We start from the raw sequence: 15,606 nt of genomic DNA on the forward strand, positions 1-15,606 counted from the left end.
CCTGTTGCCAGGCGGCGGACCGGGCGGCGAGGATTCCGTTCGTGTCCGAGACGGTGTCCGAAGCGGTATTCGAGACGGTATTCGACGGGTCCGAGCTGCGGCCCTACCCCAAGATCCCCGCCCGCGGCCGCTCCGGCGGGCCCGGCAGCCGCGAGTGGACGGCGGCGGAGAAGGTGCACGGGGCGCACTTCGCGGTGGTCTGCGAGGGCGGCGCGGTACGGGCCGCGAAACGGCGTGAACTGCTGGACGACGAAGGGCTGGACGGCTTCTTCGGGGTCAGCCGGATCTGGCCGGGACTGTCCGTCGCGGCGGCCAGGCTCGCCGCCGCGCTGCGCGGAACCCGGGGCCCCTCGGCGGTGGTGACCGTCTACGGCGAACTGGCCGGCGGCCGCTACCCGCACCCCGAGGTGCCCGCCGTCCCCGGGGTCGACCCGGTCCAGACCGGCGTCTGGTACGCCCCCGTCCTGCGCTGGCTGCCGTTCGACGCCACCGTCGAGACGCCCGAAGGCCGCTGGTGGACCGCCGACCGCGCGCTGCGCACCGCCGCCCGGGCCGCCGGGCTCACCTGCGTGCCCCTGCTCGGACACGGCCCCCTGAACTCCCTGCACGACCTGCCGGTGCGCTACCCCAGCCGGGTGCCGGCCCTGTTCGGCCTGCCCGAGCTGCCGGACAACCTCGCGGAGGGCTACGTCCTCAAGCCGGCCGGCGAGTGGCACGAGTCGGTCACGGCCCGCCCGCTCGTCAAGGTGAAGCAGCAGGCCTTCGCCGAGGACGACCGCTACGACGGCGCCCGCCCGTACCTCCCCCCGCCGGAGGGCTCGGCCGGAGTCCCGGCCTGGCTCCTCGTCCAGGCCTCGGCCCTGCTCACCCCCGCCCGGGCCGCGGCGGCGGTCAGCAAGCTCGGGCCCCGCACCCCGGCGGAGACGGTGGCGGCCGAGATCGCCCAGGACGTGGCGGAGGAACTCGCCGAGGCGCTGGGCGGCTTGGAGGCTTCCGTCCTGGCCGCACTGCGCCAGGCCCTGGAGCCGGGGGCACGGGCGCTGGCGGCCTTCGACACGGAGGACCGGCGCGGCGGCTGAGCGAGGTCGGGGCGGGGGCGGAGCGGGCCGGAACGGCTGAGCGCGGGCGCGGGCGCGGGCGCGGAGGAATTCCTCCGGAAAAAGATCCCGGCCGGTGTCGAAGCCGGGTTCCGCCGCTCCGACTGAGAGGTGACAGCGCGCCGACGGGGCGCGCGGGACGAGGGAGCAACCGGGATGAAGTACGTCGCGATGATCTACGGGAACCAGGCCAAGTGGGACTCCTTCCCGGCCGAGGCCTGGCCGGAGGCGATCGCCCGGCAGGAGGCGTTCAACACCAGGTACCGGGAGAGCGGGGAGCTGGTCGGCGCGTACGGCCTGGCGGACGCGGCGGCCGCGCAGCTGGTCCGGCGGGCGCAGGGCGTGCCGGTCGTCACCGACGGGCCGTACCTGGAGACCAAGGAGTACCTGGCCAGCTTCTACCTGCTGGACTGCGAGAGCCTGGAGCGGGCCCAGCAGATCGCGGCGGACATGCCGTTCGCCGACCGGGAGCCGGTGGAGCTGTGGCCGGTCCTGCACGAGTCCACCGCGAGCGACCTCCCGGTGGGCGGGTGAGCTCCACGGCCGGCGCCGTCGAGGGCCTGCTGCGCGAACTGGCGCCGCAGGTCCTCGGTGTGCTGGTGCGGCGGCACGGCGGGGCGTTCGACGCGTGCGAGGACGCGGTGCAGGAGGCGCTGCTGGCCGCCGCCACCCAGTGGCCGCGGGACGGTGTCCCGGCCAACCCGCGCGGCTGGCTGGTGACGGTCGCGGACCGGCGGCTGGTGGACCAGGTGCGCGGCGAGTCGGCGCGCCGCCGCCGGGAGGAGGCGCTGGCGCTCGCCACGCCGCAGTCGGCGCTGCTCGCGCCGGCGCCCGACGAGCCCGACCCGGCGGCGGACGACTCGCTCGCGCTGCTGTTCCTCTGCTGCCATCCGGCGCTGTCCGTGCCGAGCCGGATCGCGCTGACGCTGCGCGCGGTCGGCGGCCTGACCACCGCGCAGATCGCCGCCGCGTTCCTGGTGCCGGAGGCGACGATGGCGCAGCGGATCAGCCGGGCCAAGCAGACACTGCGGACGGCGGCCGGCGGACGGTTGTCGCCGCCGGAGGGGGAGAGCGGCGCCGCGCGGGCCGCCGAGGTCCGGCACGTGCTGTACCTGGTCTTCAACGAGGGCTACACGACGAGCGGCGGGGAGGAGCTGACCGCGCCGCGGCTGTCCGTGGAGGCGATCCGGCTGACCAGGCTGCTGCGGCGGCTCACCCCCGGGGACGCCGAGACGGCGGGGCTGCTCGCGCTGATGCTGCTCACCGACGCCCGCCGGGCGGCCCGTACCGGGGCGCACGGCGCGCTGGTGCCGCTGGAGGAGCAGGACCGTGGCCGCTGGGACCGGGAACTGCTGGACGAGGGGCTGGAGTTGATCGCCTCGGTGCTGCCGCGCGGGCGGGTGGGGCCGTACCAGGTGCAGGCCGCGATCGCCGCCGTGCACAGTGAGGCGGCGACGGCGCGGGAGACCGACTGGCCGCAGGTCCTGGCGCTGTACGACCTGCTGCTGCGCTTCGACGCGAACCCGGTGGTCGCCCTCAACCGGGCGGTCGCGGTCGCGATGGTGCACGGGCCCCCGGCCGGGCTCGCGCTCGTCGAGGAGCTGGCCGCGGACCGGCGCCTGGCCCGTCATCACCGGCTGCTCGCCGTCCGGGCCCACCTGCTCGACCGGCTCGGCAGCGATCCGGCGGCCGCCGCCCGGGCGTACCGGGAGGCCGCGGCCCGTACGGCCAGTGCCCCGGAGCGCCGTCATCTGACGGCGCGGGCGCGGCAGGCGGAGCGGGGGCGGACGGTGGCGCGGGCGGAGACGGAGGGGCGGGCGGAGCGGTAGGCCGGTCCGGGGGACCCGCAGGGGGCGCGCGCCGTACGGCCGCACGCCGGGTCGCTGTCGCGCAGGGGGTTCTCGGCGACCGGCTCTTATTGTACTGTCCGTCTAATAAGCGGGTGGGCGGGAACCCGCGGGAGCAGGAACCTGGAGGCAGCCATGGCGCTCACCCGGCGGACGGGGCACGGTCACACCGAAGCCGACGACGACGTCTCGAAGCGGCTGCTGGAGTCGGCCGCCGCCCTCTCCTACGACCCCTCGGCCGAGATCGACTGGGACGCCCCGCTCCCGGACGACCACTACGGCCTCAACCCGGAGTGGAGCACCCTCTACGGCACCCGGCTGTGGGACGGGATGACCGAGCGGCAGCGGGTCACGCTCACCCGGCACGAGGTCTGCTCGATCATGAACACCGGCATCTGGTTCGAGATGATCCTCCAGCAGATGGTGCTGCGCGACCAGTACCTCAGGAACCCCGCCACCGCCGAGTTCCAGTTCGCCCTCACCGAGATCGCCGACGAGTGCCGGCACTCGATCATGTTCGCCCGCGCCTGCGCGAAGATGGGCGTCCCCGCCTACCGGCCGAACAAGGTGATCGCCCAGGCCGGACGCGCCTACAAGTCCCTCGCCAAGGGCGAACTCGCCTACGGCGGCATCCTGGTGGCCGAAGAGGTGCTCGACGTCATGCAGCGCGACTGGATGCGCGGCGAGAACGTGCTGGAGATCGTCCGCGGCACCTCCCGGATCCACGTGGTCGAGGAGTCCCGGCACATGAAGTTCGCCCGGCAGGAGATCCGCGAGCGGATGCGCCACGCGAGCCCGGCCCGCCGGCGCGCCTCGGCCACCGGCATCGCCCTCGGCGCGTACGTCATCGTCAGCAGCATGGTCCACCCGGGCGTGTACAAGGCCGCCGGGCTCGACGTGCCGCGGGCGCTCGCCGAGGCCAGGGCCAACGAGCACCGCAAGGCGATGATGCGCACCAGCTCCCGGCACCTGATGGCCTTCCTCGCCGAGACCGGGCTGCTCACCGGCCGCTCGGCCGCCGTCTACCGCCGGGTGCACATGCTCTGACGGAGCGCCGGAACCCGCCGTCCCATCCCCCCACGCGCAGCGAGGACCCCACCCGGCCATGGCCTACGCGATCACCCAGACCTGCTGCAACGACGCCTCCTGCGTGTCCGTCTGCCCGGTCAACTGCATCCACCCGACCCCGGACGAGCCGGAGTTCGGCACCACCGACATGCTGTACATCGACCCGCAGGCGTGCATCGACTGCGGCGCCTGCGCGGACGCCTGCCCGGTGGACGCGGTGTTCCCGGTCGACCGGCTGCGCGGTCCCGACACCGTGTTCGGCGACCTCAACCGCGACTGGTTCCGCGACCACCCCAGCGACCACGCCTGGGGCGCGCCCAGCTTCCCGCGCAGCCTGCCCGGCGAACTCGGCACGCTGCGGATCGCCGTCGTCGGCACCGGGCCGTCCGCCGGGTACACCGCGCAGGAACTGCTGCGCGGCACCAGCGCCGAGATCACCATGATCGACCGGCTGCCGGTCACCGGCGGCCTGCTGCGGCACGGGGTCGCGCCCGACCACCAGTCCACCAAGCGGATCGCGGAGAGCTTCGCGAGCGTCTTCCACGACCCGCGGCTGCGGATGCACCTCAACGTGGAGATCGGCACGGACCTCACCCACCGGGAGCTCGCCGCGCACCACCACGCGGTGGTGTACGCGGTCGGCGCGGCGGCCGACCGCCGGCTCGGCATCCCCGGCGAGGACCTGCCCGGCAGCCTGCCCGCGACCGCCTTCGTCGGCTGGTACAACGCCGACCCGACGGTGCCCGCCGACGCGGTGGAACTGTCGGCGGAGCGGGTGGCGGTGGTCGGCAACGGCAACGTCGCGGTGGACATCGCCCGCATCCTGCTCACCGACCCGGACCGGCTCGCCGCCACCGACATCGCCGACCACGCGCTGGCCGCGCTGCGCCGCAGCCGGGTCAGGGAGGTCGTGCTGCTCGCCCGGCGCGGGCCGGAGCAGGCGGCGTGGACCAGGGCGGAGTTCCTGGCGCTGCGGCAGCTGCCGGGCGTCGAGGTGGTGGTGGAGGACCACCCGCGGGTGCGGGCGGCGATCGAGGCGGCGGAGTCCGGGCCGGGGGCGCGGAGCGGGCCGGGCACCGGGTCGGGCGCCGGGCTGCTGGCCGGGCTGCCGTTGGTGCCGTACGACGGGTCCGCGGCGCCCGGGCCCGGGCGGCGGATCGTGCTGCGCTTCCTGTCGGCGCCGGCCGGGCTGTCCGGGTACGGGCGGGTCGAGGCGCTGACCGTCGAGCGGACCACCCTGGCGGCGGACGGCCGGGCCGAGGGCACCGGGACGACGGACGTGCTGCGGGCCGGTCTCGTGGTGCGCTCCATCGGGCACCGCGGCGTGCCGCTGCCCGGGCTGCCGTTCGACGAGCGGACCGGCACGGTCGCCCACCGGGAGGGGCGGGTCGTCGACCCTGCGACCGGCCGGCCGCTGCCGGGGACGTACGTGGTGGGGTGGGCCAAGCGCGGTCCCGCCGGAGGGATCGGGGCCAACCGGGCCTGCGCGCGGGAGACCGTGGGCGCGCTGCTGGACGACGCGGCCGCCCGCGCGCTGCCCGTCCCGGAGGCGGGCCGCAGGGACTTCGAACGGCTGGTGCGGCGCCGGCGCCCGGACGCGGTCGGGCTGCGGGAGCTGCGCGCGGTGGACCGGGCCGAGCGCGAGCGGGGCGAGGCCGAGGGGCGGCCGCGGGTGAAGCTCGCCACCGTGTCCGAGCTGCTGGCGGCCGGGCGCCGGCGGTAGCGGGGCGCCGAGGGTGGCGGTTGCCGGGTGGTCCGCCGTCCGGTCCTGGACACCCGTACGAGACGTGCGCGGGAGGTCGGGTGGGCCGACTTCCCGCGCACCGGACCACTCCCGCCGGGGGTTGACGCGCGGCCCGAGCCCACCCGGGGGCCGCCGGGCACGCCGGGCACGCCCGCCGCGCCGGTCGTGACTCAGCCTGCGGAGTCCGGCTCCGGCCAGGGCTCGGAGTGGAACCCGGTGGCCGGTTCGCCGTGGAAGCCCGACGCCGGTTCGTCGTGGAGCCCGGGATAGAACTGCCGCGCCCAGCGCCGGAACAGCCCGATCGAGCGCTCCCCGGGAACGAGCCGGGGCTGCGTCAGGTACCGCTTGTGGGCCAGGACCGGGCGGTCCTGCTTGATGATCCGCACCGCGGTCCGCAACGCCGCCCAGGAGGCCGCCCGGTCGACGGCCCGCGCCGAGCCGACCCCCGGCACCGGCACCGTGGCGGTCACCGCGAAGCGCACCCTGGTCCGCCACGGCGCGACCGGCGTCGGCAGCGTCCACACCCACAAGGTGCCGCCCAGCTGCGGAAATTCGACCGGCACCCGCATCATCCCGAGCCCGGCCAGGGTCACCGGCTGCTCCAGGCTCACCGCGCCCAGAGCGGGGAACCGGGTCGTGGTGCGCTGGTGGACCGTGAGCAGCGGGCCGTCCGGCTCGGGCGGGGCGGTCTCCCGGGTGTCCAGGCCGTGCAGCACCCGCACGTGCCGGAAGTCGACGCTGTTCTCCATCACCTCCTGGGGGTGGGAGAGCACCTCGCCGCTCCACCAGGCCAGCGGCCGCACCCCGACCGCCGGCGGCAGCTCCCAGGTGGGTGCGCCGGCGTCCGGACCACCGGACGGCCCGCACCAGACGAACAGGGCGCCGTCCCGCTCGCACAGGTGCCGCCGGGCCAGCGAGGCCCGGAACCGGACGCCGTCCGGCGAGCCGGTGCACGAGCCGTCCGGGCCGAAGGCGAAGCCGTGGAACGGGCAGACCAGCTCCTCGCCGCGGACCGTCCCGCCCGCCCCGAGGTGCGCGCCCAGGTGCGGGCAGTGCGGCCCGACCGCGCGCACCGCGCCCCGGCGGGTCCGGTACAGCACCACGTCCTCGCCCATCAGCCGGGCGGTGCGCACCCGCCCCGGCGGCAGGTCCCGCACCCGGCCGACGCAGAACCAGCCACTGGGGTACGGCAACGGGGCGGAGCGCTCGTCCATGCGGAGTTCACCTCGATGGCTTGACAGCCGTGTGAACGTACCAGGCGACGTGCTCGCGCACCCCGTACATCTCCACCGTGGAACGGAGGTTGATCCATTTGGCCGGATCGCCGAAGCGTCGCACCACCTCCCACGGCAGCCGGAAGTACGCGTGCACCGCCTCGAAGGTGGGTGTGTAGTACGGCGTCGCGTCCAACGCCTCCTCCACCTCGAACCCGGCCTCGCCGAGCAGCCGCGGGAGGTTGCCGGCGTGGTAGATCACGGCGCCGGTCATCGTCATCGCCTCCAGGAAGGACTCGATCAACGCCCGTGCCCGCGGCTCCAGTTCGCCCAGCGGGCCGACGCTGATCGGTCCGAGCAGCACCAGCCGCCCGCCCGGGCGCAGCACCCGGTGGAACTCGGCCAGGGCCCGGGACGGGTCGGGGGAGTGGACGAGCGTCTCCATCGAGTACACGCCGTCGAACTCGCCGTCGCCGAAGGGGAGCCGGTGGTAGTCCCCCCACCGGAAGACCGTCCGCTCACCCATCCGGGCCCTGGCGCTCAGCCGTTTCGCCTCGGCGAGGTGGAAGTCCAGGACGTCGACCCCGGTCACCCGCAGCCCGAACCGCACCGCCATCGCCCGCGCCACCACCCCCGCCCCGCACCCGGCGTCCAGCACCCGCGCCCCCGCGGACAGCGCCAGCTTGCGCCCCAGCACGTCCTGCAACTGCCGCTGCGCCCGCCACAGCCGCCACTTGGACTGGCCGGGCTCCGTCCACCCCCAGTGCCGCGCGTTGCGCGCCACCCGGGTGTAGAACCACCGGCTTCCGAACTGCCCGTACACCCTGCGCAACCCGGTCAGGTCGAGCCCCTCAACACCCATGCCACCGGGCTACCCACGCACCGGCGCCTCCTATCGCCGACGCCCGCGGATTGCCCGATGGAAGGAATCGCCGGGTCATCCGGTCATCGGACCGGTGGCGACGACTTTCAGCCGACCGGGACGGCCGCGCGCCGCAACCTGACCGCCCGCGCGGCGTTGAACCGGCCATGGACGACAACCATCTGCCGCTCGGCCCCTGGCGTGGAGTCTCGTGGGCCGCGGACACCCCGCCGGCCCTCGACCGCCACATCCTCAGGGCACGTCACGCCGTACGGATCGGCGACCACTGGTCCGCGCTGATCGCGGCGAACGAGCTGGCCGTGCTGGCCGACCGGCCGGACGCGGCCGAGGTGCTCGGGGCACGCCGGGGCTACCTGCCGGACAGTCCGGTGAACCGGTCCTTCGCCGAGGCGCTCCGTGAACGGCCGGAGGACGCCGGGATCTTCGGGCCACCGGTCGTCCTCAGCGTGCGGAGCCTGCACTGGGAGCCCGACTGGTCGGACATCGCCGGTCCGGCCTACCGCGGTCTGGTGCACGAGGGCCTGCACGCCATCGGCATCCAGCGCGCGGTGGAGGCCCGACGGGAGACCCAGCGGGTGATCGCCCGGCTGCTCAAGCGGAACGGCAGGGGCCACCGGAAGCTGCTGGAGTACGCGCCCGAGCTGGTCACCTGGACGGCCTGCCGGGCGCTGCCGCTGGAGACGCTGCACGACGGGAGCAGGACGTCGCCGAACTGGACGAAGCTCATCAACGGCACGCTCCCGGCCGAGACCGAGCGGGTCGCGGACCTGCTGGTCGGCGGCTACGTCCGGCTGCACGGCTCGGACCGCACCTTCAAGCCGACCGCGCCCACGCTGGGCCTCTGGCTGGAACTCGTGGACGCCGTGCTCGGCGGAGCCTGATCACTCACCCCGCCAGGAGCGCTTCACCTCCGCCCAACGGGCCGCCTGGCCGTCCGTGAGGGTGCCCCGGAGCTCGGCGAGCTTGAGGAGCTGGGCCTCGGCGTCGGCGCCCAGGGGCTGGGCCTCGGCGCGGTAGTGGTCGGTGAGGAGGGCGTCGAGTTCGGGGCGGGTGAGCGCGGGGTCGAGGCGCTGGGCGAGCTTGGCCATGTTGCGGTAGGAGCCCTGGAGCAGGAAGGGGGGCTCGGTGCGGGTGCGGTCGTCCTGGGCGGCCGAGGCCAGGTAGGCGCGGTTGACGGCCAGGACGGTGGAGCGCAGGTGGAGCAGGCCGGAGAGGACGGCGGTCATCCGCTCGACCTCGGCGGCGGGCCAGGCGCCGGCCAGGGTGCCGCCGGGCAGGCCGCCGGCGCGGGCGAGCAGGGTGTCGAGGTCGGCGCGCTCGGCGGTGGCCAGCGGGGCCAGGTGGGGGGTGGCGGGCAGGGCGTTCTCGACGAAGCTGAGCGCGAAGAGGTCCTCGCGGCCGGCGACGGCGTCGCCGAGGTTCCACACGTCGGCGCGGTTGGCGAGCATGTCGGGCAGCCGGAAGAGGCGGCCGGACTCGGTGTACGGGTTGGCGGCCATCACGACGGCGAAGCGCTTGCCGCGCAGGTCCCACTCGCGGGCCTCGCCGTCCCAGACGCCGTCGATCCGGCGCTGGGCGTCGCACAGCGGGATGAAGCGCTGGAGGAACTCGGGCGAGGTGTGCTGGACGTCGTCCAGGTAGAGCAGCACGTTGTCGCCCGCGTGCAGGGCGAAGTTGAGCTTCTCGACCTCGCGCCTGGAGGTGGCGTCGGGGGCCTCGGCCGGGTCCAGCGAGGTGACCCGGTGGCCGAGCGCGGGGCCGCTGACCGAGACCAGCAGCAGGCCGAGCCGCTCGGCGAGGTACTCGACCAGGGTGGTCTTGCCGTAGCCGGGCGGGGAGACCAGCAGCAGCAGACCGCTGCGGTCGACCGGACCCGACGACTGTGCCGTGCCGAGCTGCTTGGCGAGGTTGTCGCCGACCAGCGGCAGGTACACCTGGTCGATCAGCCGGTTGCGGACGAAGCCGTTGAGCGGGGCGGGCCGGTGCTGGTCGAGCCGCAGCCGGGCGTGCTCGGCGGCCAGCAGTTCGCCGCGCAGCCGCTGGTAGGCCCGGTAGCCGGGCATCTCGACCTGCTCGAACTCGCGGACCCGGGCGAGCAGTTCGTCCAGCCGCAGGTCGAGCGCGCCGCCGGTGACCCTGGGGTGGTCGCCGAGCAGCCCGGTGATCCTGGCGCCCACGGCCCCCTCGGCCGGCCGGCGCGGCAGGGACGGGCAGAGCAGTACGGCGGCGGCCTCGGCGAGGTCCCCCGGGTCGGCGTCGGCGGCTCCCGACTCCAGCCAGGCGGCGGCGAGCCGGCGCCGTACGGGCAGCAGCTCCGGCTCCTCGGGCAGCGCCGCCAGGGCCTCGGTGAGGCCGGCCGACTCGGGGGCGGCGCGGAACTTGTCGAGCAGCGCGGCGGCGCCCGCCGAGTGGGCGAAGCTCGGCGCGGCGGCGGCCAGTTCGGCCACCAGGTAGGGGCCCGCCGGGTCCGTGCCGGGGACGAAGTCCGCCACGGCGGCCGAGAGTTCGGCGGCCAGGGCGTCCAGCGCTCCCTGCGCGGGGGCGCCGCCGAAGGCGTCCCAGGCGAGGCCGAGCGAGCGGGCCCTGGTGTGCCAGAGCAGCCGCCGGCGCTCGTCGGCGCCGTGCGCCCAGTACAGCTGCGCGGCCGCCCTGGCACCCGCCGGGTGGCGCAACAGGCCGGCCCCGGCGCCTAGTTCGAGCAGGGCGCGGAGCAGCAGCGCCGCGTCGTGGTCGTGCACGCCGCGCTGGTAGCCCTCGTCCGGCCGCTGCTCGGCCGCCCGCCGGACGTACTCCAGCAGCTCGGCGTCGCCGGAGAGCGAACCGGACAGCGCCCCCGGTTCGGCGGCCGGCAGCAGGCTCGCGGCGAGGTACTCGGCGCGGTACAGCCGGGGGGTCTCCGAGGGCAGCGGGCGGTCCCAGTAGCGCTCGGTCGCCGCGAAGGCCGGGTCGGTGACGGGGGAGCGGTAGTCGGTGCCGGTGAGGGTGAAGGCGGGGCGCCCGCGCCAGGGGACCAGGGCGAGTTCGGGCCGCTGGGTGGTGACGGCGAACAGGTGCCGGCCCAGCCGCAGGGTGCCGGGGCCGTCGCCGGCGAGTTCGGCGCGGTCGCGCAGGGCCCGGTGGGCGCGGGAGCGGGCGGCGCGCAGCCGGCCGGTCAGCTCCTCGGCCCTGACCCGGTCGCCGATCCCGGTCAACTGCCCGGCCAGGTCGCGGAGTTTGACGGCGGTCGGGTCGGCGGCCAGGGCGGCGTCGATCTCGGCGGCGGTGTCCAGCGCGGCCAGCCGCCGGTGCAGGGTGTCGAGGATGCGGTCGGCGGAGGCGGCCAGCCGGTCGGCGCGCCGGGCCCGCTCCTCCAGCAGGTGCTGGCGGCGGGCGGTGAGCGCGTCGTGGATCTCGGTGCGCCGGGCGGTGAGCTGCTCGCCGAGGGCCGGGTCGGCGTCGGCGAAGCGGGTCTCCAGCTGCTCGATCCGCAGCAGCAGCCGGCCGAGCTGCTCGTCGCAGGCCTCGGGGGTGTCGGCGGCGGCGAGCGCGGCGGTGGTGGCCTGGCCGAGCAGGGCGGTCTCGGCGGCGAACTCGGCGGCGGCCTCGTGGGTGCGCAGCTCCCGGCGGCGCACGGTCAGGGCGGTCCTGGCCCGGTTGAGCAGTCCGAGCACGTCGGCGAGCCGGTCGAGGATCGCGGTGCGGGTGGTGGCGTCGGCCAGGTCGAGGGTGCCGACCAGCTCCGAGACGGTCTGCAACGCCTCGCTCTGGGCGCCGAGTTCGAGGCCCAGCGGCTCGGCCTCGGCGGCGGTGGCGATGCCGGCGCAGTGTTCGGCCAGTTCGCCGGCCCGCTGCCGGTGCGGTTCGAAGGCGGCCGGCTCGGCGAGCTGCCCGACGGCCCGGTCGGCGGCCTCGGCCAGGCCCTCGGCGAGGTGGGCGGCGAGCGCGTCGATCCGCTCCGGGTCGGCGCGCGGCAGGTCGCGCAGCGCCTCGACGCGGCCCTGGGCGCGGCGCAGCCCGGCCAGCCGGTCGACCCACTCGGCGGCGTCGGCCAGGGTCTCGCCGCGGGCGGTGCGCAGCAGGCTCTCGACGTGTTCGGCGGCCTCGTCGGTCCGCCGGGCGGCGTGCGCGGTGAGCTGGGCGACGGCCTCGTACTCGGCGACGACCTGCCGGGTGGTGTCGCGGATCCCGGCGAGCGGTGCGGCGAGGTCGCCGAGGCCGCTCTGGCCGAGCCAGTGGTGCCGGTCGGCGGTGCGGGTGCAGGCGGCGAGGACGGCCTGGTGGCCGGCCGGGGTGTCGGCGCCGGCCGCGGCCAGCCGGGCCAGGGCCAGGCAGTCGGCCAGGCCGCGGACCAGGTCGGCGTTGCCGATCCGGGCCAGCGGCCCGCTGCCGGGCGGCTGTTCGGCGGCGAAGCGCTCGCTGGTGAACGGGGTCCGCCAGAGCTGGACGGGGTGCAGCCGGGTGGGTCCGTCCTCGGCCGGGCGCAGCGCGATCAGGGTGCCGTCCGGGAGCAGCGCGTAGCCCTGGCAGGGCAGCGGGGCGGCGGCCTCCTGGCGGACGCTGTTGTACGGCTGGAGCAGGGCGCGGCCGTCGGCGGGGGAGCGGAACTCGTAGAGCACGTCCTCGCCGTTGGGCGACAGGACGGTGCGCTCGTACACCAGGCCGTCGACCGGCTGGTCGAAGGTGCGCACGGTGCCGTCCACCAGGACGCAGCCGCCGGGGAAGGCGACGCCCTGGTCGGCGGGCAGCCGCAGGCAGGCCTGGCCGAGCGCGTCGATCCGGGTGACCGCGCCGGTGGGCAGGTGGACCACCAGGTGTCGTTCGGTCTCCTCCTGGTACGGGCGCACGCGCACCAGCAGCAGGGGGCCGATCCGGGTGTGGGCGATCCGGGCGTCGGCGAGGGTCTGGAGGGCCTCGGCGAGCGGTTCGCGGTGCAGCTCCCGGCCGTCCGGGGCGGCGATGGTCAGCCGGCCGCCGTCGACGCCGATCAGCAGTTCGCCGGCCAGGCCGGCGCGGGGCGGCCGGCCGGGGCCGGCGGGCAGCTGGTCGTCCCTGGTGAGCGCGGTCCAGGGCAGCTGCCGGCCGTCGGCGGGGGTGTGGTCGCGTTCGCCGCGCCCGTCCAGGTAGCCGGCCGGGGCGTCGTCGTCCAGGCGCCAGCGCAGCACCCGGACGTCGGCGGCGGCCGGGCCGGTGCGGAAGACGGCGAGCAGCCTGCCGTCCACCGGGCGCAGCCGTTCCAGCCTGGCGTCGCGGAAGTAGCGCCGCAGGTCGCCGAGGTCCTGGCGCAGCCGGGGGTCGTCCAGCAGGGTGCCCTCGGCGGGGGCGGGGGAGAGGTCGGGGTGGTGCAGGCCGAGGACGTCGGTGAAGTCCTCGGCGTCGTCGGCCGGTCCGGCCGTACGGGTGCCGAGCAGCAGCATCCCGCCGACGGCGGTGAGGTCCTGCGGCAGGCAGGCCCGGGCGGTGGTGAGCCGCCCGGTGCCGGCCAGCCGCAGCTCCCCGCCGCCGAACTCGGCGACCCGGCGGGCGTTCAACGCCTGCGCCCGGTCGGCGAGTTCGGCGGCGGCTCGGGCGAGCCGGTCGCGCAGGACCTCGTAGGTGCCGGCGTCGGGCCTGGCGTCGAGGGCGTCCACGGTCACGGTTGCTTCCTCGGGTGTTCGGCGGGTCGTTGCGGGGAGCCTGGTGCTACTTGGAGCCGTTGACCGCGGCGTGGCCGTTGGCCAGCGCCCCGATCGGGGTCTCCGCGATGCCCAGCTGCCGTGCCGAGTCGAGCAGTTGGCGCAGCGGGCCGGTCTGGTCCGCGGCCCCCGAGCCGATCAGCTTCATCAGCAGCGCGGACACGGTCAGATTCTGCACGTCCGCCGTGGAGACCGACGAGAGCACCTTGGTGAGGTCCTCGGTGAAGTCGGCCCGGCCGTCCAGCCAGGGCCCGGCCAGGGTCTGCGCGGTCTGCGAGTGGCCGACGAAGGCGTCCAGGCTCTTGCCGGCCGACACCGCCTGCACCAGCTTCTCGAAGAACACCGAGTCCCCGCCGACGATGTCGATCTTCGCCTTCTCCAGCCCGGCCGCGACCAGCGCCGCCTGGGACTCGGCGATCTGCCGCTGGGTGTCCAGCCCGGCCAGCCGGACGTCCTTCTCGGCGGCCAGCCGCAGGCGGTACTCCTCGTGCCCGCGCGAGGCCTCGTCCAGCTTGGCCATCGCCGCGGCCTTCTCGGTCAGGCCCTCGGCCTCGGCCTTCAGCTTGCCGCCGATCTCCAGCGCGGTGGCCTTGGCCTTCTCGGCCTGCACCAGCGCCTCGGCGCGGCCGACCTTCTCCACCGCCGCGGCCTCCTGCTCGCGGACCTGGACCCGGGCCAGGCCCTCGGCCGCGGCCTCCGCCCGGACGCCCTCGGCCATCCGGATCTTGGCGACCGCGTCCAGCTCGGCGGCCTGCTGCCTGGCCTCGGCCAGCACCAGCGCCTCGCGGGCCCGGAACGCGGCGGCCTGCTCGGCGGCCTCGGCGGCCTTGATGTCCTTGACGAGCCGCTCCTGCGCCTCGGCCTCGGCCTGGATGACGACGGCCTTGCGGACGCGCTCGGCCTCCTCGACGGCGCGCAGGGTCTTGACGGCCTCCTCCTGCTCGGCGACGGTGCGGTCCACCGCGACCCGCTCGCGGACCACGTCGGCGACCTCGCGCTTGGCGGACTCGACCTCCTTCGCCTTGGCGATGGTGGCGAGTTCGGTCTCCCGCTCGCGGCCGACGACCTCCAGCAGGCGGTCCTTCTCGATCCGCTCGTTCTCCACCGCGATCACCCGCTCGCGGTTCTTCTGCGCCACCGCGACCTCGCGGGCCTGGTTCTCCCGCTGCACCCCGAGCAGTTCCTCGGTGCGCAGGAAGGCGGTCTGGGCGTTGAGCCGCTCCTCCTCCTGCACCCGGGCGATCACCGCGTCCTCCTTGGCCCGCAGGGTCTCGATCTCGCGGCGCTGGCGGATCTCCGCGTCGGCCTGCCGGCGCTCCAGCTCCAGGACGGCCTCCCGGGCGTCCACGTTCTGCCGGGTGATCTCCTTCTCCTCGGTGCGCTGGTACTCGTTGGTGCGCACGTGCTCGATCGCGGTCAGCTCGGTGATCTTGCGGATGCCCTGGGCGTCCAGGATGTTGTCGGAGTCCAGCTGGCTCATCGGGGTCTGTTCCAGGTGGTCGATGGCCGCGTCCTCAAGGGTGTAGCCGTTGAGGTCGGTGCCGATGACCGCGATGATCTGGTCCCGGAACTCGTGCCGGTGGGTGTACAGGTCGGTGAAGTCCAGCTGCTTGCCGACGGTCTTGAGCGCCTCGGCGAACTTGACGGCGAAGAACTCCTGGATCGCCTGCGGGTCGCTGGCCCTGGCGGTGCCGATCGACTGCGCGACCTTGATGACGTCCTCGACGGTCTTGTTGACCCGGACGAAGAACGAGATCCGGATGTCCGCGCGGATGTTGTCCCGGCAGATCAGACCGTCCCGGCCGGCCCGGTGGATCTCCACCGTCTTCGCGGTGATGTCCATCAACTCGGCCTTGTGGAGGACGGGGAGGACGATCGCGCCGGTGAAGGTCACGTCCACCTTCTTCGTCCGGGAGACGATCAGTGCCTTGCCCTGCTCGACCTTCTGGAACAGGCGGCCCACGAACAGGAGCAGGGCGAGCACGATGAGCAGCACGACGGCGACGAGCACGCCGAAACCCACGGCGATGGTGTCCATCACGGAGTCCTTTGACGAGATGGCGAGACAGTGCGAAGGGAATTGCGGTGAAGGTGAGGTGAGG

The 15,606-nt window shown here is 75.3% G+C and carries 10 protein-coding genes; 6 read left to right on the forward strand and 4 right to left on the reverse strand.

Going from position 1 to position 15,606, the window contains the following annotated elements; all coding sequences use genetic code 11:
- The first annotated feature begins 41 nt into the window (after nt 1-41).
- The 5 genes from ACIQOW_RS29010 (at nt 42) to ACIQOW_RS29030 (ending at nt 5,735) form a co-directional block, all read left to right on the forward strand.
- Complete coding sequence (locus ACIQOW_RS29010) at nt 42-1,079, forward strand: RNA ligase family protein (RefSeq protein WP_401089836.1); 1,038 nt, start codon at nt 42-44, stop codon at nt 1,077-1,079.
- 174 nt (nt 1,080-1,253) lie between these two features.
- Nucleotides 1,254-1,631 (forward strand): YciI family protein, encoded by a 378-nt coding sequence (locus ACIQOW_RS29015; RefSeq protein WP_401089838.1) that lies wholly within the window; start codon nt 1,254-1,256, stop codon nt 1,629-1,631.
- On the forward strand, nt 1,628-2,926 hold the full coding sequence (locus ACIQOW_RS29020) for an RNA polymerase sigma factor (RefSeq protein WP_401089840.1): 1,299 nt from the start codon (nt 1,628-1,630) through the stop codon (nt 2,924-2,926). The genes ACIQOW_RS29015 and ACIQOW_RS29020 overlap by 4 nt, the downstream gene beginning before the upstream one ends.
- A 153-nt stretch (nt 2,927-3,079) precedes the next feature.
- Nucleotides 3,080-3,991 carry a diiron oxygenase gene (locus ACIQOW_RS29025; RefSeq protein WP_401089842.1) on the forward strand — a complete coding sequence of 304 codons (912 nt, stop codon included), beginning with the start codon at nt 3,080-3,082 and terminating at the stop codon, nt 3,989-3,991.
- 58 nt (nt 3,992-4,049) lie between these two features.
- The gene (locus tag ACIQOW_RS29030) at nt 4,050-5,735 is read left to right on the forward strand and encodes a 4Fe-4S binding protein (protein WP_401089843.1); all 1,686 of its coding nucleotides are present in this window, start codon (nt 4,050-4,052) and stop codon (nt 5,733-5,735) included.
- 191 nt (nt 5,736-5,926) lie between these two features.
- Here the strand turns inward: ACIQOW_RS29030 and ACIQOW_RS29035 are convergent, their stop codons facing one another.
- Nucleotides 5,927-6,970 carry an aromatic ring-hydroxylating dioxygenase subunit alpha gene (locus ACIQOW_RS29035; RefSeq protein ID WP_401089845.1) on the reverse strand — a complete coding sequence of 348 codons (1,044 nt, stop codon included), beginning with the start codon at nt 6,968-6,970 and terminating at the stop codon, nt 5,927-5,929.
- Between the two features lie 7 nt (nt 6,971-6,977).
- Nucleotides 6,978-7,832, reverse strand: a complete 855-nt coding sequence (locus ACIQOW_RS29040; protein WP_401089847.1) for a methyltransferase domain-containing protein — start codon at nt 7,830-7,832, stop codon at nt 6,978-6,980.
- A gap of 167 nt (nt 7,833-7,999) precedes the next feature.
- Here ACIQOW_RS29040 and ACIQOW_RS29045 point away from each other — a divergent pair, with 167 nt between their 5' ends.
- Nucleotides 8,000-8,734: a hypothetical protein gene (locus ACIQOW_RS29045; RefSeq protein WP_401089849.1), complete on the forward strand. Its 735-nt coding sequence runs from the start codon at nt 8,000-8,002 to the stop codon at nt 8,732-8,734.
- Here the strand turns inward: ACIQOW_RS29045 and ACIQOW_RS29050 are convergent, their stop codons facing one another.
- Both ACIQOW_RS29050 and ACIQOW_RS29055 read right to left on the reverse strand, forming a co-directional pair.
- A complete protein-coding gene (locus ACIQOW_RS29050; RefSeq protein ID WP_401089850.1) occupies nt 8,735-13,465 on the reverse strand; it encodes a DNA repair ATPase in 4,731 nt (1,576 codons plus the stop codon).
- Nucleotides 13,466-13,511: 46 nt separating this feature from the next.
- Nucleotides 13,512-15,542 (reverse strand): flotillin family protein, encoded by a 2,031-nt coding sequence (locus ACIQOW_RS29055; RefSeq protein WP_401089852.1) that lies wholly within the window; start codon nt 15,540-15,542, stop codon nt 13,512-13,514.
- Nucleotides 15,543-15,606: the final 64 nt, after the last annotated feature.

The sequence above is a fragment of the Kitasatospora sp. NPDC091335 genome (genome assembly GCF_044757205.1).
Lineage (GTDB): Bacteria > Actinomycetota > Actinomycetes > Streptomycetales > Streptomycetaceae > Kitasatospora.